Origin of the sequence: Klebsiella sp. CN_Kp066, from assembly GCF_040065135.1 — a bacterium.
Taxonomy (GTDB): domain Bacteria; phylum Pseudomonadota; class Gammaproteobacteria; order Enterobacterales; family Enterobacteriaceae; genus Klebsiella; species Klebsiella oxytoca.
Genome location: NZ_JBEAIU010000034.1, coordinates 56408 through 75324 on the forward strand (window position 1 = coordinate 56408; position 18917 = coordinate 75324).

Genomic DNA, 18917 nt, shown 5'->3' on the forward strand with positions numbered 1-18917 from the left:
AATTTACGGATATTTGAACTGGCAGAACGTTATTGTGCAAACAATGCTGTATTTTTTATGCTCAATTTGCGAGAAAGGAGCGCCCTATGTCACAGCAAGAACGGTTTTGTCAGGCCTGCGGAATGCCGATGTCCGCCGAGGAGGCGAAAAGCGCAAGCGACGATTACTGCGCCTGGTGCTGCGATAGCGAGGGGAAGCTTAAGTCCTGGGAGGATGCCGTTTCCGGCCTGGCTGAGTTCCTCGATTCCTGGCAGAAAGTTGGGCCTGCGGAATCGCGCAAGCGAGCGATGCGCTATTTAACGGCCATGCCCGCGTGGGCTCATAAAGCGGAAGATTAACCTGCAGCCCGGAGCAAAAACTCCGGGCTTTTTAGCGCGATCAGAACTTCCAGGAGACGCTGCCGACGATACTGCGCTCTGCGCCAAAGTAGCAGTAAGAGAGCGAGTTACAGGCGGCAACGTAGCTCTTGTCGGTCAGGTTATTGACGTTCAGCTGCGCGCTGAGGCCTTTAATCCCGACCTGCGACAGGTCATAGCCAATCGTCATATCCACCAGCGTATAGGATGGAAGGGTATGCGTATTCAAGCGGTCGCTGGTAATACCGTTGACGTAGCGCACGCCGGAACCCAGCGTCAGACCATCCAGCGGGCCGCTTTTCACATCATAGCTCAGCCAGGCGCTGGCCTGGTTGCGCGGGGCGTAAACGGCACGCTTGCCTTGCTCTTCCGGGCTGCTTTTCTTATAGCGGATGTCGGTGTAGGTATAGGCCGCCTGCAGACGGAGGCTGTCGGTTAGCTGACTGATGGCCTCCAGCTCCACCCCTTTCGACTCAATTTCGCCAATCGAGCGGTACGGATCGGTCGGCTCTTCTTTGGTGGCGATATTGGTCTGATTGATGCGGAATACCGAGGCGCTGAACTGGCTGTTCATTCCTTCTGGCTCATACTTCAGCCCGGCTTCCCACTGCTTGCCTTTCATCGGATCGAGCACGTTGCCGTTTTCGTCGGCGAAGCTGGTGGGCGTAAAGGCGGTAGAGTAGCTGATGTACGGGGCAAACCCGTTGTCGAACAGATACAGCAGGGCGGCGCGGGTGCTGAAATTGTTCTTATCCAGATCGCTGCGCGTTTGATTCAGCTTATCGATATTCGACACGCTGACCTGGTCGTAGCGCCCGCCCAGGGTGAAGCGCCAGCGGTCCCAGGACATCTGGTCCTGAAGATAGTAGCCGGTCTGGCGCAGCTTGTGTTTTTCACGGCTGTACATGGTGATGTAATCCGGCTTCGCGCCGTAGACCGGATTAAACGCGTCGATGGCCGGGAATGCGCCATAGTAGCCGGTGGTGTTGTTGCTGCGATCCTGATAGTCAATGCCTATCAGCAGGCGATGGTTCACGGCCCAGGTATCGACGCTGCCGTCGAGCTGGTTATCGAGAGTGATGGCGTTCATCTTTTCGTCCGAGCCGGAGTAACCGCGGTTCAGTTCGGTTTCGTTCAGCCAGCCCGCGGCATAGACCTGATTCAGCTCGACTTTGGTATGCAGGTAGCGCAGCTTCTGCCGCACCGACCAGCCGTTATCAAACATATGCTCGAAATTGTAGCCGACCATATTTTCACGGCGGTCGTACTTGTCGTAATCATCTTCACCTTCGAAGAAGGTGTTAGCAATTTTCTTGCCGTAGTGCGGTACCACGGTACCTTCATAGGGGAGACCCGAGTGGCTGCCGCCCTCCGGATCGCGATGCAGATAGGCCATTAAATCAAGGCGCGTCTGGTCGGTGATGCGCCAGGTCAGGCTGGGCATAATCGCGTAGCGCTGCTCTTTCAAGGTATCAAACTGGGAGTCCGCATAGCGGGTCATGCCGCTTAACCGCGCCGCCACCCGATCGTTATCGTCCAGCGCACCGGTGACGTCAAACGCCGCCCCGCGCTGGTTGTTATTACCGGCAAACAGCTTGATTTCCCCTCCGGGATCGAAAGAGGGCTTACGCGAGGTGAGGGCGACGATGCCGCCGGGCGAAGAGCGACCATACAGCACCGAGGCCGGGCCGCGCACCACTTCGATATTCTCCAGGAACCACGGATCGACCACCAGTGAGCTATGGGAGTTGGTATCGCCCATCATTTTCAGGCCGTCAAGATAGACGTTATCCAGGCTGCCATCGGAGAAGCCGCGCAGGACGATATAGTCAAAGCGGTTGGAAGCGCCAATCTGGTTGCTATAAACACCGGGGGTGTAGCTCACGGCCTGACGGACGCTGATCGCTCCCTGCTCTTCAAACTGCTCGCGCGTGATGATGGATACCGATTGCGGGGTCTCAATATCCGGCGTAGCAATTTTGGTCGCGCCGCTTTGCATCTGCGAAGTGACGACGATGGTTTCGTTTTTTGTTGTTTCCTGGGCCAGCAGCGGGAAAGCGACGCCGCCGGTCACCCATCCTACCAGTAGCGCCAGGCGAGTTTTCGCAAACATGAACATCTCCAAAGGCATTTCTAATTGTTAATAAGAATTATTACCTTTTTGAGGCGTTCTATAGCTATGCGCAATGCCAGGATGCGTATGCGCGCTGCCAAAGCGGCAAAACAGACTTCGCGAAAAGGTGAAAAATAGATTAGCCCGTCTTTTGCACGTCGCAGGGGGAGATACCGTAGCGTCGACGAAAGGCGGTAGAGAAATTGGTGGCGTGCTGATAGCCCGACATCCAGGCCGCCTGCTGCACGCTGTACCCCTCCAGCAGATAGCCTCTGGCCCGCGCCAGCCGGCAATCGCGCAGGTAATCAAAAACCGAACAGCCGTAGGCCTGGCGAAACTTACTGCGCAAGCTGCTGGAGCTCATCGCGGCCCGCTGGGCCAGCTCGTTCAGGGTGTAGTCGTTTTCCGGCGCCTGCTCCAGCAGGCGGCGAACTCTCTCCAGGCGCAGCTGCTCGCCGCCCGCCGGGAGGATCTGCTTCGCGCTTTCATCCTGGCACACGCTCAGGCCATGGCCGAACAGCTGCAGGATCAGCCCCTCCAGCATCAGTTGCCGGGAAACGCGGCCCGGCGCGCTCTGCTGGGCATACTGCAGGCCGCTCAGCAGAAAACCCGGTATCTGCCAGATGAGCGTTGGCGTCTGGCATCTTTCCCATTCGCGCATCAATGAAGCAAGCAGTCCGTCGCGCCAGGCGCCGTCCGGGTAGAGTCCAAGGGAGAGCGTGCGGAGCCTGCTGTTGGCATCGTGATGGGCGCACATGGCCTGATGTTCGCTAAGGCGTGAGGTGAACGCCATCCCGGAACGTACAAGGTGCTGCTCGCCGTTGAGAGTCAGGGAAACGCTGCCTTCCAGCACCACCAGCATATAGAGAGGGCTGCTATGGCGGGAGGTGGTTTCATAGGGCTGCAATACGTGAACATCTGAGTGGGTGATGCACATCCCGCAGGGCAGCGTCATCTCTTCCACTTCACCTTGCAGCACCGGGCTGGCGTGCGAGGGCTCCGGCGTTTGCAGCAGCGGAAAGCGATAGTCGATACCATAACGTTCACCAAACGCCATAAACTCGCTGACGGAGAAGGTTCTTCTCAGCGCCTGGCGGGCCGGCTCGTTCTGCCCAGGAGTATTGTTCATGCGGTTTTCTGCACTGGAGATGAGGCTTCATCGGATGAGGTAACCTTACCATTGCGCGGGCAGGGCGACAATAAAGATGAGAATGATTATCAATTTTTGCATTGCATGCTGCGGTTACTGCAGAACGGCGCGCGGATAGCCGCTATCCGCGCGCGGGAGAGTCAGGCGTCGGCGTTATCCAACGGCCAGGAGTCAAACAGGTAGCCGTCGAAGTAAATATCATCGACGTTGGAGAACTCCAGCAGACGGCGTTTAACATTTTCCAGATGCTGCCACATGGCGAGTTTTGCCGCCCGGGCGTCTTTTTTGATTAAGGCGGCAAGGATCCGTTTATGATCCACCAGCCACTCCTCGCGGTAGTGAGTGTCGCCGAGATGGCGGTGCAGCTGGATCCACATGGGATTATTTTCCCGCCACTGCCATGACTGGCGGAACAGTTCTACCAGCATACTGTTGTGCGTCGCTTCGGCGATGGCCAGATGAAACTGCATATCGCCGCTTTCGGAACCGCCCGGCGCGCTGCTGGCCAGCTCGCGCTCTTCCAGCTGTAAGGCCTGGCGCATTTTGATGATATCTTCCCGGGTTGCCTGCAGGGCGGCAAATTCGGCGATATTGCTTTCCAGCAGTTGGCGGGCCTGCAGCAGCTCAAATGGACCGGCATCATTACAATGCTTCATGTCCGCGCTCTCCACCGCGCCTTCCGCCGCGACGTTATCCAGCACATAGATCCCGGCGCCGCGGCGCACTTCGACCAGCCCTTTAATTTCCAGCATGATCAGCGCTTCGCGAACCACGGTACGGGTTACATCCAGCATCTCGGCGATCTCGCGCTCAGGCGGCAGGCGATCGCCAGGGTTATAGGGCGTCTTGACGATGAGATCGCGAATTAACGCGCCGACTTCCTGATAAGGTCTGTGCTGAGAAGTTTGTGATTTCATGGTGTTAAGTTGTGATATGCAGTAGCCCGGTGGTTGACTATAGCATTTGGCCGGCGGGTTGGCATCACTCTCGGCCCGGAGAGGGAAAACGGGTCAACCAAATTATTGTCAGTTGACCCGTGAAAGAAGGGAGATTACAGACTGGCGCTAACCGCCGCCACGCACTCGCGGGCGCCGCGCTCGCACAACTGTTGATACGCCAGGGTAACCGCGTTGACGAAGTCGCCATTGTCCGGCAGATCGTGGGCAAAGATCCCGCTGATGGCCAGCAGCGCGGCGACACGCTCCGCGCCCTGATAACGCTGATTAATCTGCTGGATCTCCGTTAGCAGCGGGTCGACAACATCAATGGGTTGTCCCTGCTCATCGCTTCCCTGGGTATAGCGCATCCAGCCCGCCACGCCGAGCGCCAGATGGCGCCAGCTGCTGCCGTTTTGCAGATGCAGACGAATTGGGTCAAGCAGGCGCTGCGGCAGCTTCTGGCTACCGTCCATGGCGATCTGCCAGGTGCGGTGACGCAGGGAAGGGTTGCTGAAACGGGCAATCAGCAGCGTGGCGTAGGCCTGAAGATCGGTGCCTTCCGGCATCGAGAGCGTCGACGCCTGCTCCTGCATCATCAGGGCAAAAGCCGCTTTGCGGTATGCCGGGTTAGTCATGGTGTCGGCGATGGTTTCATAGCCGCCGAGATAGCCGAGATAGGCCAGGAAAGAGTGGCTGCCGTTGAGCATGCGTAGCTTCATCATTTCAAACGGCACGACGTCTTCAACAAACTGCGCGCCGACTTTGTCCCACTCCGGGCGGCCGTTGACGAAGCTATCTTCAATCACCCATTGACGGAACGGTTCACAGGCGATGGCGCACGGATCGTAGACCCCAAGCTGGTCGGCAATCTCCTGTAGGGTTTCAGGCGTTGCCGCGGGCACAATGCGGTCAACCATGGTGCACGGGAAGGTCGCGTGAGCTTCAATCCACGCCGCCAGCGCTGGGTCACGGGCCTGCGCCAGGCCAAGTACCGCCACTTTCGCCACGTGGCCATTCTCGCGAACGTTATCGCAGGACATCACCGTAAAGGCGTTTAGCCCCTCTTCGCGGCGCAGGCGCAGCGCTTCGACGATGTAGCCTATAGCGGATTTCGGCGTCGCCGGATGGGCGAGGTCGTGTTGAATCAGCGGGTTATTCAGATCGAGCTGACCGCTGGCCGCATCGGTGCAGTAGCCTTTTTCCGTTACCGTCAGCGAAACGATCGCCGTTTGCGGTCGCGTCATGGCGCGCAGAATGCCGTCACAGCCGTCGATTTCCGGATGCAGCGCCTCTTTCATCGAACCGATAATTTTCAGCGCGGTGCTGTCAGCGCCTTTTTCCGCCACGGTATAAAGCAGCTGCTGATTTTTCAGATTCTCAATCAGGAGGCGGTCGTTGCCCGGCATCAGGTTGACTTCGCAGATGCCCCAGTCGCTATCGCTGGTTTCCAGCAGATGATGGGTATAAAGCGCCTGATGCGCGCGGTGAAATGCGCCGCAGCCCAGATGAACGATGCGGGATTCGAGACGAGAACGATCCCATGCAGGGCGCGTAACCGGCAGGTTGCTGTCGGCAATGGTTGCAGTCATAGCAAACTCCAGAGTGGGCCGCAACAGGCGGCCGAAGAGGAAAAGGCGGAGCCTGCTGCTCCGCCGGTCAGGAATTAGCGGCTAAAAAAAGCGCGCTGGATCGCCAGCTCCACGCCGCGGACTTCGGCCAGCCCTTTCAGGCGACCAATTGCGGAATAGCCGGGGTTGGTTTTCTTTTTCAGATCGTCGAGCATCTGGTGGCCGTGGTCAGGACGCATCGGGATAAGATCCTCTTTACCTTCCGCTTTACGGCGGTGCTCTTCTTCGACAATGGCCTTCACCACTTCATACATGTCCACGTCGCCGTGCAGGTGCGCCGCTTCGTGGAACGTTTTCGGGTTCTCTTCACGTAGCGTAGAGCGCAGGTGGGTAAAGTAAATACGCGGACCGAACTGCTTAATCATATCAACCAGGTCGTTGTCGGCGCGTACCCCGTAGGAGCCGGTGCACATGGTAAAGCCGTTCGCCATGCTGTTCACGGTATCGACCATCCACTGCATATCTTCAATTGTTGAGACGATGCGCGGCAGGCCGAGGATCGGACGCGGCGGATCGTCCGGGTGGACCGCCATACGCACGCCAACCTCTTCGGCAACGGGAATAATCGCTTTCAGGAAGACGGCGAAGTTCTCGCGCAGTGCGGCTTTATCGATATCTTTGTAGGTTGCCAGATGCTGGCGGAACTGGTCGAGGGTATATCCTTCTTCCGCGCCCGGCAGACCGGCAATGATGTTACGGGTCAGGCGCGCTTTATCCTCTTCGCTCATGGTGGCGAAGCGCTGATTCGCCTGGGCGACCTCTTCGGCGGTGTAGTCCGCTTCCGCACCCGGACGCTTAAGGATATGCAGCTCAAAGGCGGCAAATTCAATTTGATCGAAACGCAGGGCTTTGGAGCCGTCCGGCAGGACGTATTCCAGGTCGGTACGGGTCCAGTCGAGGACCGGCATAAAGTTGTAGCACACGGTACGAATGCCGCACTGGGCCAGATTGCGTAGGCTCTGCTGATAGTTAGCGATCCACTGCGCGTAGTTGCCGGTATGGGTTTTGATCTCTTCGTGAATCGGTACGCTTTCAACTACCGACCACACCAGCCCGGCTTCTTCCACGATGGCCTTACGCTTGAGGATCTCGTCAACCGTCCACACTTCGCCGTTCGGGATATGGTGCAGGGCGGTGACCACTCCGGTCGCGCCCGCCTGACGGACGTCAGCTAAAGTGACCGGATCGTTAGGGCCATACCAGCGCCATGTCTGTTCCATGCTTAACCTCTTTCACGTTTTGACCTGTTCCAGGCCGCTGCTTTGATGGGAGTGTCGGTTCCGGTCAACCATCGTAACGGAGAGAAACCAGACGATATGGCGTATAAGTTCCTCCAATTGGTCAAACATGTCAACCATAACAGCGAAATTGGTAAACCAAAATGTGATGGAGATTCGCTAATGGCCTGAGTGCTAACCCATCGATATTTTAGACTCGTTGCGTCGCGCGGAGAGATTCTGCTGAAGCTCAGGAGGGCATGAGGTCCCGCGAAGCGGGTCTTTATAAATGGTTAACCAATGGCGTCAACATATCGACCAGATGCGTCAGAAATCCGCTGGGCTTGCAACAGATCACACTTTTTAATTAATACGATTTCCTTATAAAAACTACGTGTTATCATTTCGCTGGTAAATATCTTTTCAACTCTCACCGAGGCTTTGATGCTGGAGAATGTCATCATTAGATAATCAGCTTCCCGACCTTATCAGGCCGGACTGGTTATCGCTGCGCTTAAACTTTACGCGAACACCCGTGGGTGTTGGCTCGTTTTTACGCATGATGATTAACAGGTTTCTTCAGTATGAATCTATCCCGTCAGGAACAACGTACCTTACACGTTCTCGCTAAAGGTGGCCGGATCGCGCATATTCGCGATGCATCAGGCCGCGTAACCTCTGTTGAATGCTACAGTCGCGAAGGGCTCCTGCTCAGCGACTGCACGCTCGCCGTTTTCAAAAAACTCAAAACCAAAAAACTCATTAAGTCCGTCAACGGGCAGCCCTACCGTATCAATGCCACCGGGCTGAACAACGTTCGCGCTCAGCTGGACAACCGCTAAGGAGCAACTGATGACAAACCATAACTTCACCTTTCACATCACCTCAGAGCGTGATGCTGATGATATTCGCGAAGTTGAAACCCGGGCTTTCGGCTTTAGCAAAGAGGCCGACCTGGTTGCCGATTTGCTCAACGATGAAAGTGCTCACCCGAGATTATCTCTGCTGGCCAAACATAATGGAAAAGCAGTTGGGCATATTTTGTTCACCCTGGCGACGTTTAAAGGGGAGTCTGACTCTCCGATGATGCATATCCTTGCCCCCCTGGCGGTGGTGCCGGAATACCAGGGCATGGGCGTAGGCGGATTACTTATCCAAAGCGGTATTGAGCATCTGAAGGCAATGGGGAGCCTGGCGGTATTCGTTCTGGGACATGCCACTTATTACCCGCGGCATGGCTTTGAACCCTGTGCCGGAGATAAAGGCTATCCGGCGCCTTATCCCATTCCCGAGGAGCATAAAGCCTGCTGGATGCTGCAGCGGCTTTCGTCCCGGCCGCTGGGGATAACCGGTCAGATACAGTGCGCCCGGGCGTTAATGAAACCCGAGCACTGGCGCGAGTAATCAATAAGGAAATGATGATGACAATTAGTACGATTATCAGGGATTCCGCAAACGCAGTTTTGCCGGAGGTGGAGCGCAAAATTCCCTGGGATGAACAGGCGTTTAGCCAGCGTATGCTGGAGAATCATCTGTCGCAGGAGCACGACTGGGCCAGCCGCAGGCTGGCGGTTATTGAACAACAGGTGGCATGGCTTGCCGGGCAGCTGCCCGCCGGCGCGCGCATTCTGGATCTCGGCTGCGGGCCGGGTTTTTATACGCGCCAGCTGGCGGAGCGCGGCTTTTGCTGTACGGGCGTGGATTTTTCTCCGGCGTCGATCGCCTGGGCTCGTCAGCAGGCGCAGGCGGCCAGCCTTGATATTACCTATCACCAGCAGGACGTTCGCCACTACCAGCCGGAAGAACAGTTCGATTTCATCATGATGACCTTCGGTGAACTGAATGTGTTCAGCGCGGCTGAAACCCGGGCGTTGGTTAATCGCTGCGCGCAGTGGCTGGTGGCGGGAGGAAAACTGCTTATCGAAGTTCATACTTATGCTGAAGTTAAACGGCAGGGGATGGCTGAACCCAGCTGGCAGCGCTGTCCGCAGGGGCTATTTCTGGATGTACCGCACCTGCTGCTGACGGAGCACGCCTGGGATCCCGCTGCGCAAACCAGCGCAACGCGATTTATGGCGATTGAAGAGAACGGCAACGTGACGCGCTTCGGCAGTCAGATGACCGCCTGGCAGGATGACGCCTGGCTCGACCTGCTGCATACGGCAGGTTTTACCTCAATTATCCGCCCGGATGGGGCGGCATGGCCGGTCAGCGATACTTTTACCGACAAGCTGTACGCGCTGCTGGCCGAAAAAAACGAATTTTATTCTCTTACTACCCACTCAATGAAAGGAATACCAACATTGGATATCCCACGTATTTTTACGATTAGTGAAAGCGCCCACCGCATCCATAACCCGTTTACGCCGGAAAAATACGCCACGCTTGGCCGCGTGCTGCGGATGAAGGCCGGAACGCGGATACTCGACCTTGGCAGCGGATCGGGGGAGATGCTCTGTACCTGGGCGCGCGACCACGGTATTAGCGGCACCGGCGTCGACATGAGCGCGCTGTTCAGCCAGCAGGCTAAGCAGCGGGCAGCAGAGCTCGGGGTTGCCGACCGCGTCACGTTTATCCATCAGGACGCCGCTGGTTATGTGGCCGATGAAAAATGCGACATCGCCGCCTGCGTAGGCGCGACCTGGATTGGCGGCGGCGTAGCCGGGACGATCGAACTGCTGAGTAAAAGTCTCAAGCCCGGAGGCATACTGTTGATTGGCGAACCGTACTGGCGCCGGGTTCCGGCAACGGAAGAGATAGCGCAAGCCTGTGGCGCCTCTTCGCTCGCCGATTTTCTGACGCTTGCCGAACTGGTTTCCTCTTTCGATGCGTCTGGCTATGACCTCGTCGAAATGGTGCTGGCGGACCAGGAAGGCTGGGACCGCTACGAAGCGGCAAAATGGCTCACCATGCGCCGTTGGTTAGAGGACAACCCCGGCGATGAATTTGCGTCAGAAGTTCGGGCGGAGCTGACGATTGCGCCAAAGCGCCATGCGACTTACACGCGTGAATACTTTGGCTGGGGGGTATTTGCGCTGATCAAGCGGTAGTTGAAAGACCCGGCATAGCAGGAAGGCTATGCCGGGTTCAGAATATCTCAAATCCGTAGAAGGCGAGTAAAAGTTAATCGTCTTCTGATTCTGGTAGGTTAACCTATTCAGTTTTATGGGGCCATGTAGAACTCGGAATATGAGTCGTTTAAAAATATTCCAATTGAATTTTATTCAAGTAAATGCAATGTGGTTATTATTTTCATCATATGGAATACAATGAGGCGCTTGATATATGGGAGATAAAGTACAGGCTTAAGCTTAATTTCTCTATATAAATTTACTTTATATTAATCGATATTATTATATTTAGATCTATTTTCTAATATACACGATGGTATATATGAGTCCCAACCATTACATTGTATAAATTTTTTAAGTTGTCTGGTGTTTAGACAATCGGTTTTTTCCAGACATCGTGATATTCTTTTTTCAATTGCCTTTAGTGACACATTTTCTATGCTGGCGATTTCTTTTTGCGTCTTATTACAACTGAGTAAAAATATAGTTCTCCACTCAACATCGCTAAATAATGATGTAGGTGAGGATGATGTAACCATCAACTCGTTGAGTGACAATTCGTTGTTGCTAAACACATGTGAATGAACATCGTTTATAAATGCCGGTGTTATTTGTAGTAAAACCAAATTTACTTTGTCTGTTTCCACTGATAATGGGTGGAAATGAAAAAGAGATATATTCCAGTTCCCCTCCACGACATAAGCTTCTGCTTTGACAATTCTTTTCTTTAGTTCAATAGCCTGAGATACCGAACTTAATAAATTGATGCCATTTGATTCATTAAGATATGAAAATATATCATGTTTGGTAACGTTTATATGCTCAATGTTAAAGAGTCCTTTAAAAGCTTCATTATAAGAACTTAATGTAGTCTTTCCACTTACATCAACAACTGCCCACGGATCGCTACTATTATTCAGCAAGTCAGATAATTTGAAACGATGCATAGTATAGCCTCATCAATCTGGATTTTGGTGAAGCAAACCTACAACGTTCAAATCATAAAATTAACACTTAACGCTAAATATATAAATCATACAGAATTAATGACTGATTATTATAAATAAAATAGATTTAAATGTCGAAAAAACACAATGTGTTACAGACTGGTACGTCATGATTTTAACCTACTGCAAATAAACAGAGGCGAGAAGTTATTGATGAATAGCATCTGTTGTTTGTCGATTTGCTCAATTTTTATAAGAAAAACATTTCCGGGTGAAGCTAAAAAAAGTGGTTGAAAATCTCCAGGTATGGCGTCCCTCGAGTTCATTGTTTTGATTAAGTTAAATCTAAATATAGAGGTGGCTTTATTATATCTGAATAAATAAATTTGAGATATGTCAAGAATTTTTGCTTTCGAGTGTATCTTTCCATTTATTGCAAAGGAGACTTCATCAGATGATACTGGAGAAACATGTATAAATAATTTGCCGATATAATCGTCATTGTATACGTTTAAAATACCACTACACTCAGGGATCTCTCTTTTGTGAAAATAAAGATAGGCCGATAAGATAAAAAATAAAGTTGCTAATGATGTAAATGCTACACTAATTTTATGATATTTAAGTCTAATTTTTTTGAACATAGAAATTATTGCAATTTGTTGTTGGATGTTTAGTGTGGTTTTTATTACAAATATAATAAAAAGATGTTCTGGTTCCCCATTGTACAACGGGGCTTAAAGCATAATTATCATAATAATAAATAATGTGTGGAGTAGTACAAGTTTTATGAAGGTTAATTTTACTAATGCTTAAGAGGTATGATACATCGATATCATCCTCATCGACTTCATAGTATGAGCTAATAAACTCAATTTTGCAACTTCCAACTAATCCAATAGTGGTTGTGTTGGTATTGTTAAGATAATAATTGTTCTTATAAAAATATACGGAAGATATGATTGAACATAGCAAAAGAAAACCAGAAGAAAACAAAAAAATTAATGATGTAGACGGTTTTTTTTCTAATTTTATATCTGATGTAGCGCTATTGCTTAATGAGTTTGCTTTATTTATTTCCGTTACATCAGCATTGAAGATAATGCCTTCTCTGACTTTAGTTTCAATGATGCTCTCAATGCCATAGTTAAAGAAAGATTTCCTCAAAAATGAAATGACATTGTTTAAGTTATGCATCGACGGTGTCAGCCCGTGTTTGCCCCAGACTTCATCCAGAATCAACTCCTTGGGTACTAGAATATTTTTGTTTTTCACTAAAAAAAACAAAGTGCGATTTTGTACTGGTGAAAGAGACATTTTTTCAATTAAATCGCAAGCATGTTCCAATGAAGCATCTTCTGGATTGTAAATTAATGACGAGTTAATTATAAACACTTCGCTTCCTTATGAAGACTATAAAGAAAGATGGCATGCTGTGAACAATAAAATCAGATACCGATTTAACAATGCAGATTATCACATGTCCATACAGCACTTTCAATGTTTCAAAAATAATAAATTGTAAATTAACTCTATAAAGGCAGGCGTGGAAAAAAGTAGGGTTTTACCCCATTTAAATAAAGGGATTTTATGAACATAATTCTTAACGCTGGCCGTATGACTGGTGAGTATAGGGAGGAGTAGAATATCTATCAAGGTTATCACTCAAATTAATCTCGTTAATACCTTAGTTAGAAATAACGATCTACCGCTTTTTCAATCAATATCGAATTAACTATTCGTAAACAGAAAAACCAAGGAAATTTTATGAAATTCAAATCACTGGCATTAGTTATGACTTCTGCACTGGCTCTGACTTCTGCAGCAGCATTCGCGGCGACCACCACCGTGAACGGCGGCACAGTACACTTCAAAGGTGAACTGGTCAACGCCGCCTGCGCGGTTGATGCGGGTTCTGTGGATCAGACTGTTCAACTGGGTCAGTACCGTACTGCCAAACTTGCTGCTGCCGGTGACGTTAGCCAGAACGTCGGCTTCAACATCCAACTGAATGACTGTGACACTACCGTAGCGACAACTGCAAAAGTGGCATTTGCTGGTGTAGCGGCTAACGCAGCTAACCCAACCGTGCTTTCTGTTGCTTCTTCTGCAGCAGGCGGCGCCACTAACGTGGGTATCCAGATCCTGGATTCCAAAAGCGTACCGCTGGGTCTTGATGGCGCAACCTTCAGCACCGCTGTGACTCTGAAAGACGGTGTGAATATTCTGCCGTTCCAGGCGCGTTACTACGCTCTGGGGGCAACCACTGCGGGTGTCGCTAACGCCGATGCCACTTTTGCCGTTCAGTACGAATAATCACCACACCACGGTAATGACAGGATGTCATACAGGGCCACGGAAGGCCTGTCCTTAAACGGAATGAAAGGGTGAGATGATGCGTCTGCTAATAGTGAGTCTGCTGTTTCTTCTGCCCCCAGCGCTGGAAGCTGGCGAGTACTGGGAGACCATGCTACCCGGAGGGGCCATGAGATTTCAGGGGGAGCTGCTCGCAGAAGCCTGCAGCGTGGAAATTTCTGACCGTTCCCTTACCGTGAATATGGGGCAAATCCGGACAAATATGCTGCATGCTCCGGGTGAAGATGCCGACCCGGTTGAGTTTGATATTCATCTTCGGGACTGTAACCGAAACGTCAGCCAATATGTCGGGGTGACTTTCAATGGTGTTGCTGACGGTAAAAATCCTGATGTTATTTCGGTCGGCGAAGGTCCTGGCATTGCACAGGATATTGGTGTGGCCATTTTTGATGCCTCCAATACGCTTATTCCGCTCAACAGCCCGCCAAGGCGAGTTGCGTCTGTTGTGAACGGAGAAACCATATTGCATTTTGTCGCGAAGTATCGGGCAACAGGACATCATGTTATGGGAGGAAAGGCGGATGCACAGGCGTGGTTTTCTCTGACATATGAATAACAAAAATAGCATGTACTGCAAGTTTATATATTTTAGCCATGAAGAGGGTCTGAGGTGAAGAAGAAAACTGGAATATCCCGCAGGTTACTGGCTGGAGTGATGCTGCTGACTTGTGCAGCCCTCTCATTGCAAGCAAAAGCGGCTGTGGCACTCGGTGCCACTCGGGTCGTTTATCCTGCAGGTCAGAAACAGGTTCAGCTCGCGGTAACCAATAATGATGAAAAGAGCACATTCCTGATTCAGTCCTGGGTGGAAAATTCGGCGGGTCAGAAAGATGGCCGTTTTGTTATTACGCCACCTCTTTTTTCCATGCAGGGAAAAAAAGAAAATACCCTCCGGATTATCGATGCAACAAATAATCAGCTTCCACGTGATAGGGAAAGTTTGTTCTGGCTGAGTGTGAAAGCTATCCCGGCAATGGATAAATCAAAGACGAATGATAATGTCCTGCAGCTGGCTATTATCAGTCGGATAAAACTATATTACCGTCCCTCCGGGCTCTCAGTCGCGCCAGAAAAAGTGGCGGAGTCCCTGCGCTTCAAACGCCAGGCAGGAAAGTTGACCATCAGTAACCCCACGCCTTATTACGCCACAGTGACGGAGTTGAATGCCGGTGCGCGCAAACTGAATAACGCACTGGTTCCACCTCTGGGCGAGGCTTCAGTGGATCTGCCTGCCGATGCCGGTAGTCAGATTACTTACAGGACGATTAATGATTACGGTGCGCTTACGCCCAAAATGACTAGCCAGAACCAGTAAGGGCCATAAGTCTGTTCTGCATCACGGATTAACTACGGATCCTCTTTCAGCTGATTACCGGCGAATATATTCGAGCCGGAGGGAATATGTCACATCTGATATCTGAAAAAGGGCTAAAAACCCCGAGAAAAAGGACGCTCTCCGGATATAAATCTGGCTGCCGTTTTACCTTAATTCCACTTGCCTTACTGATTGCGGCAAATATTCCGTCAGCCCGGGGCGAGCTTTATTTTAATCCCCGGTTTCTGGCTGATGACCCGGCTGCAGTGGCGGATCTTTCAGCTTTTGAAAAAGGCCAGGAAGCTCCTGCAGGAACCTACCGGGTAGATATCTATCTCAATGATGGTTATATGACTACGCGTGATATCCGGTTTATGGCCAGTGAGAAGGACCACAGTTTGTCTCCCTGTCTGACCCGTGGGCAACTTAGTGGAATGGGGGTCAATACCCTGTCCATTCCCGGTATGTCTGTGTTGGCAGCAGATGCCTGTACACCGCTTTCTATTTTGATACCTGAAGCTACCGTTCGCTTTGATGTTGGGCTGCAGCGTCTGTATATGACTATTCCGCAGGTATACATGGATAGCCGGGCTCGCGGCTATATATCACCTGAATTATGGGATCCGGGCATTAATGCCGGGATACTGAATTATAGCCTGACGGGAAATAATGCTCGCAGCAAAAACGGCGTCACCAGTAATTATACTTATCTGAATCTGCAGAGCGGTCTGAATCTGGGGGCCTGGCGCCTGCGAGATAACACCACATGGAGCTACAGTTCTGGCACGGTTCATGAGAATCGTTGGGAGCATGTTAATACTTATGCAGAGCGTGACATTGTGGCGTTACGTTCACGCCTTACGCTCGGCGACCGGTATACTGACGGTGATATCTTTGACAGCATAAACTTCCGCGGCGCAAGGATTGCCTCGGACGATAATATGTTGCCGGACAGCCAGAAAGGTTTTGCCCCTGTTATCCGGGGTATCGCACGCGGCACGGCGTCAGTGTCAATCAAACAGAACGGGTATGAAATTTACCGGAGTAACGTTCCACCCGGTCCCTTTGTGATTAATGACCTGTATGCGAATGGCAGTAGCGGTGACTTGCAGGTCACCGTGAAAGAAGCTGACGGCACCACACAAGTATTCACTGTGCCTTACTCTTCAGTGCCATTGCTCCAGCGTGAAGGCCATACCCGTTATGCGCTGACCGCAGGGGATTATCGCTCCGGTAACCGACTACAGGAGCATCCGGGTTTTTTCCAGGGAACCGTGATGCGTGGCCTGGCCGGTGGATGGACCGTGTATGGCGGAACGCAACTGGCTGCCCGTTACCGGGCATTTAATGCCGGTGTCGGGAAAAATATGGGGGTCCTGGGGGCCGTATCGCTCGACATCACTCAGGCAAATTCGCAACTTCCTGATGATACTGACCACCAGGGGCAATCTCTGCGTTTTTTGTATAACAAGTCGCTGAATGAATTGGGGACAAATATTCAACTGGTGGGATATCGGTATTCCACTGAAGGATTTTTTACCCTTGCAGATACGGCATACAAACGGATGTCCGGCTATAACGTTGTCACGCAGGACGGAATTATTCAGATCAAACCCAAATTTACTGACTACTACAACCTGTCCTATAACAAGCGAGGGAAAGTCCAGCTAAGCGTGACCCAGCAGTTGGGAAGACAGTCCACTCTTTATATTAACGGTAGTCATCAGACGTATTGGGATACGAATAAATCAGACCAGCAATTACAGATTGGTCTGAATACCGTGGTGCAGGATATCACATGGGGGCTCAGCTACAGCCTGAATAAAAATGCCTGGCAGGATAACAATGATCAGATGCTGGCGCTGAATGTCAACATTCCTTTCAGTCACTGGATGCGTTCCGATAGTCAATCAGTCTGGCGACACGCCAGCGCCAGTTATAACGCGTCACATGATCTGCGTGGGCGGGCAACCAATACAGCCGGACTCTACGGTACGTTATTGGAAGATAATAATCTGAGCTACAGCGTTCAGACTGGCTACGCTGGGGGCGGGCAGGGAGCATCTTCCGGCACGGGTTATGCCGCGCTGAACTATCGCGGTGCCTATGGCAATACAAATGTGGGCTATAGCCATACCGATGGTTATCGCCAGCTTTATTACGGCCTCAGCGGTGGTGTCCTGGCTCATGCTAACGGACTCACGCTCAGCCAGCCAATGAACGATACCGTTGTTCTGGTCAAAGCGCCGGGGGCCGGTAATGTGAACATTCAGAACCAGACCGGGGTAAAAACGGACTGGCGTGGTTACGCCGTACTGCCCTATGCCTCAGATTATCGTGAAAACCGTGTTGCGCTGGATACCAACACGCTTGCCGATAATGTTGATTTAGATGAAGCCGTGGTGAGCGTTGTTCCGACGCACGGGGCAGTTGTGCGCGCCAGTTTTGAGCCCAGAGTGGGGCTGAAGGTACTGATGACTTTGTTGTTTAAAGGTAAACCGGTCCCCTTTGGTGCGGTTGTGACATCCGAAAACAATAACAGCGGAAGTATCGTTGCTGATGGTGGTCAGGTTTATCTCACCGGTTTACCGCTTACCGGCCGACTCCTGGCAAGCTGGGGGGATACACAGGATGCACAGTGTCGCGTGGATTATACATTGCCTGAGGAAAGCCGGAACAAGGCGCTCAGTGAATATCGTGCGGAATGCCGCTGAGGAGATAACATGACTGGTAAATTTAACCGGTGGTCTGCCGTTGTGCTGATATTAATGACGATGATCCCGGGTACTCTTCTGGCGGCAGACAGCACTATAACTATCAAGGGTAATATAAAAGATAATACCTGTGCCGTTGCTCCTTCATCCCAGTATATAACTGTTGACTTAATGAATAATGCGGTAAAGCAACTTTATGCTGTCGGAAAAGTCACTACACCTGAAATTCCGTTCAGCATTGAACTGGCCCCATGTGGCGCATCCGTTATTGCCGTTAAGGTCGGTTTTGTCGGGATAGCTAATGCATATAATACCAATTTGCTGGCGATAGATGCCGGAGGTACGGCGGCTTCAGGAGTTGGAATTCAAATCCTGGACAGTGATAAAAATCAGATTGCAATAAATGCGGATAGCAGCGCCCTGAGCTGGACCCCGCTGACGGCAAATACATCGAACACGCTTAATTTTTATGCGCGATTAATGGCATCAAATATGCCTGTCGTTGCAGGATTAACGAACAGTACAGCAACATTTACTCTGGAATACCAGTAAGCTGAGGTAATTATGCAGAGTGTGAAAATAAACAATAGTCTTTTAGTTGCATTTCTTTTTGCATTTGTTAGCCCTGTATTTTCTGCTGATGTAACTATTACGGTCAACGGTAGCGTTGTGGCTAAACCCTGCACGGTGTCAACATCGGATGTCACTGTCTATTTAGGGGACTTGTATACGTTTAATTTATTATCAGCAGGTTCGTCTTCAGCGTGGCATGAAGTTTCACTCAATCTGACAAATTGTCCCGTTGGAACATCCGCAGTAACCGCAACTTTTTCCGGTAATGCTGACGCTACGGGATATTATAAAAATTTGGGAACCGCGACCAATATCCAGCTGCAGCTGCAAGATTCTTCAGGTAATGATTTGAATAATGGTACGAAAACACAAGTGTCAGTTGATGATTCAACTTTATCTGCCAACTTTCCTCTACAGGTGAGGGCTCTATCCGTGAATGGTGGAGCTACGCAGGGAAGTATTGAATCTGTAATTAGTGTGACTTATACATATCAGTGAGGGGAAAATGCATTTAATATA

The 18917-nt window shown here is 51.1% G+C and carries 17 protein-coding genes and 1 pseudogene; 11 read left to right on the top strand and 7 right to left on the bottom strand.

Features of this window, described 5'->3' with window-relative positions; genetic code table 11:
• Nucleotides 1-86: 86 nt before the first annotated feature.
• Nucleotides 87-338, top strand: coding sequence for a zinc ribbon domain-containing protein (locus ABLV75_RS11990; protein ID WP_004099220.1), 252 nt, complete (start codon nt 87-89; stop codon nt 336-338).
• A 40-nt stretch (nt 339-378) separates the two neighbouring features.
• On the opposite strand, the gene foxA is transcribed toward ABLV75_RS11990, so the two are convergent.
• The 5 genes from foxA to uxuA form a co-directional block, all read right to left on the bottom strand.
• Nucleotides 379-2487: a ferrioxamine B receptor FoxA gene (foxA, locus tag ABLV75_RS11995; RefSeq protein ID WP_016809599.1), complete on the bottom strand. Its 2109-nt coding sequence runs from the start codon at nt 2485-2487 to the stop codon at nt 379-381.
• Between the two features lie 121 nt (nt 2488-2608).
• Nucleotides 2609-3598, bottom strand: coding sequence for a helix-turn-helix transcriptional regulator (locus tag ABLV75_RS12000; RefSeq protein ID WP_004099222.1), 990 nt, complete (start codon nt 3596-3598; stop codon nt 2609-2611).
• A gap of 161 nt (nt 3599-3759) precedes the next feature.
• Complete coding sequence (gene uxuR / locus ABLV75_RS12005) at nt 3760-4536, bottom strand: Uxu operon transcriptional regulator (protein ID WP_004099223.1); 777 nt, start codon at nt 4534-4536, stop codon at nt 3760-3762.
• Between the two features lie 134 nt (nt 4537-4670).
• A complete protein-coding gene (locus tag ABLV75_RS12010; protein ID WP_004099224.1) occupies nt 4671-6146 on the bottom strand; it encodes a fructuronate reductase in 1476 nt (491 codons plus the stop codon).
• A gap of 74 nt (nt 6147-6220) precedes the next feature.
• Nucleotides 6221-7405 (bottom strand): mannonate dehydratase, encoded by a 1185-nt coding sequence (gene uxuA / locus ABLV75_RS12015; RefSeq protein ID WP_004099225.1) that lies wholly within the window; start codon nt 7403-7405, stop codon nt 6221-6223.
• Nucleotides 7406-7986: 581 nt separating this feature from the next.
• Between uxuA and ABLV75_RS12020 the strand changes: the two genes are divergently transcribed.
• From ABLV75_RS12020 to ABLV75_RS12035, 4 genes and pseudogenes are all read left to right on the top strand, one after another.
• Nucleotides 7987-8244, top strand: a complete 258-nt coding sequence (locus ABLV75_RS12020; protein ID WP_004099226.1) for a YjhX family toxin — start codon at nt 7987-7989, stop codon at nt 8242-8244.
• Nucleotides 8245-8254: 10 nt separating this feature from the next.
• Nucleotides 8255-8806, top strand: coding sequence for an N-acetyltransferase (locus tag ABLV75_RS12025; protein ID WP_004099227.1), 552 nt, complete (start codon nt 8255-8257; stop codon nt 8804-8806).
• Between the two features lie 113 nt (nt 8807-8919).
• Nucleotides 8920-9345: pseudogene (locus ABLV75_RS12030) on the top strand (class I SAM-dependent methyltransferase); the annotation flags it as partial.
• A 342-nt stretch (nt 9346-9687) separates the two neighbouring features.
• Entirely contained in the window at nt 9688-10452 is a 765-nt protein-coding gene (locus ABLV75_RS12035; protein WP_225865401.1) for a class I SAM-dependent methyltransferase, read from the top strand.
• A 290-nt stretch (nt 10453-10742) separates the two neighbouring features.
• On the opposite strand, the gene ABLV75_RS12040 is transcribed toward ABLV75_RS12035, so the two are convergent.
• The gene (locus ABLV75_RS12040) at nt 10743-11420 is read right to left on the bottom strand and encodes a sigma-70 region 4 domain-containing protein (RefSeq protein ID WP_004099230.1); all 678 of its coding nucleotides are present in this window, start codon (nt 11418-11420) and stop codon (nt 10743-10745) included.
• A gap of 627 nt (nt 11421-12047) precedes the next feature.
• Nucleotides 12048-12815, bottom strand: a complete 768-nt coding sequence (locus tag ABLV75_RS12045) for a winged helix-turn-helix domain-containing protein (protein ID WP_004099232.1) — start codon at nt 12813-12815, stop codon at nt 12048-12050.
• A gap of 372 nt (nt 12816-13187) precedes the next feature.
• Here ABLV75_RS12045 and fimA point away from each other — a divergent pair, with 372 nt between their 5' ends.
• From fimA to ABLV75_RS12075, 6 genes are all read left to right on the top strand, one after another.
• Nucleotides 13188-13736 carry a type 1 fimbrial major subunit FimA gene (gene fimA, locus ABLV75_RS12050; protein WP_004099233.1) on the top strand — a complete coding sequence of 183 codons (549 nt, stop codon included), beginning with the start codon at nt 13188-13190 and terminating at the stop codon, nt 13734-13736.
• Nucleotides 13737-13812: 76 nt separating this feature from the next.
• Nucleotides 13813-14352 carry a fimbrial protein gene (locus ABLV75_RS12055; protein ID WP_105889758.1) on the top strand — a complete coding sequence of 180 codons (540 nt, stop codon included), beginning with the start codon at nt 13813-13815 and terminating at the stop codon, nt 14350-14352.
• 99 nt (nt 14353-14451) lie between these two features.
• Nucleotides 14452-15111 (top strand): fimbria/pilus periplasmic chaperone, encoded by a 660-nt coding sequence (locus tag ABLV75_RS12060; RefSeq protein ID WP_105889759.1) that lies wholly within the window; start codon nt 14452-14454, stop codon nt 15109-15111.
• Between the two features lie 86 nt (nt 15112-15197).
• Entirely contained in the window at nt 15198-17825 is a 2628-nt protein-coding gene (locus tag ABLV75_RS12065; RefSeq protein ID WP_004099257.1) for a fimbrial biogenesis usher protein, read from the top strand.
• Between the two features lie 54 nt (nt 17826-17879).
• Nucleotides 17880-18377 carry a fimbrial protein gene (locus tag ABLV75_RS12070; protein ID WP_105890687.1) on the top strand — a complete coding sequence of 166 codons (498 nt, stop codon included), beginning with the start codon at nt 17880-17882 and terminating at the stop codon, nt 18375-18377.
• A 12-nt stretch (nt 18378-18389) separates the two neighbouring features.
• Nucleotides 18390-18896 (top strand): fimbrial protein, encoded by a 507-nt coding sequence (locus tag ABLV75_RS12075; protein ID WP_004099261.1) that lies wholly within the window; start codon nt 18390-18392, stop codon nt 18894-18896.
• Nucleotides 18897-18917 lie beyond the last annotated feature (21 nt).

Bases quoted from the DNA above. Each gene is read 5' to 3' on its own strand.
- ABLV75_RS11990 (WP_004099220.1), top strand. From the start codon at position 87: ATGTCACAGCAAGAACGGTTTTGTCAGGCCTGCGGAATGCCGATGTCC.
- foxA (WP_016809599.1), bottom strand. From the start codon at position 2,487: ATGCCTTTGGAGATGTTCATGTTTGCGAAAACTCGCCTGGCGCTACTG.
- ABLV75_RS12000 (WP_004099222.1), bottom strand. From the start codon at position 3,598: ATGAACAATACTCCTGGGCAGAACGAGCCGGCCCGCCAGGCGCTGAGA.
- uxuR (WP_004099223.1), bottom strand. From the start codon at position 4,536: ATGAAATCACAAACTTCTCAGCACAGACCTTATCAGGAAGTCGGCGCG.
- ABLV75_RS12010 (WP_004099224.1), bottom strand. From the start codon at position 6,146: ATGACTGCAACCATTGCCGACAGCAACCTGCCGGTTACGCGCCCTGCA.
- uxuA (WP_004099225.1), bottom strand. From the start codon at position 7,405: ATGGAACAGACATGGCGCTGGTATGGCCCTAACGATCCGGTCACTTTA.
- ABLV75_RS12020 (WP_004099226.1), top strand. From the start codon at position 7,987: ATGAATCTATCCCGTCAGGAACAACGTACCTTACACGTTCTCGCTAAA.
- ABLV75_RS12025 (WP_004099227.1), top strand. From the start codon at position 8,255: ATGACAAACCATAACTTCACCTTTCACATCACCTCAGAGCGTGATGCT.
- ABLV75_RS12035 (WP_225865401.1), top strand. From the start codon at position 9,688: ATGAAAGGAATACCAACATTGGATATCCCACGTATTTTTACGATTAGT.
- ABLV75_RS12040 (WP_004099230.1), bottom strand. From the start codon at position 11,420: ATGCATCGTTTCAAATTATCTGACTTGCTGAATAATAGTAGCGATCCG.
- fimA (WP_004099233.1), top strand. From the start codon at position 13,188: ATGAAATTCAAATCACTGGCATTAGTTATGACTTCTGCACTGGCTCTG.
- ABLV75_RS12055 (WP_105889758.1), top strand. From the start codon at position 13,813: ATGATGCGTCTGCTAATAGTGAGTCTGCTGTTTCTTCTGCCCCCAGCG.
- ABLV75_RS12060 (WP_105889759.1), top strand. From the start codon at position 14,452: ATGCTGCTGACTTGTGCAGCCCTCTCATTGCAAGCAAAAGCGGCTGTG.
- ABLV75_RS12065 (WP_004099257.1), top strand. From the start codon at position 15,198: ATGTCACATCTGATATCTGAAAAAGGGCTAAAAACCCCGAGAAAAAGG.
- ABLV75_RS12070 (WP_105890687.1), top strand. From the start codon at position 17,880: ATGACGATGATCCCGGGTACTCTTCTGGCGGCAGACAGCACTATAACT.
- ABLV75_RS12075 (WP_004099261.1), top strand. From the start codon at position 18,390: ATGCAGAGTGTGAAAATAAACAATAGTCTTTTAGTTGCATTTCTTTTT.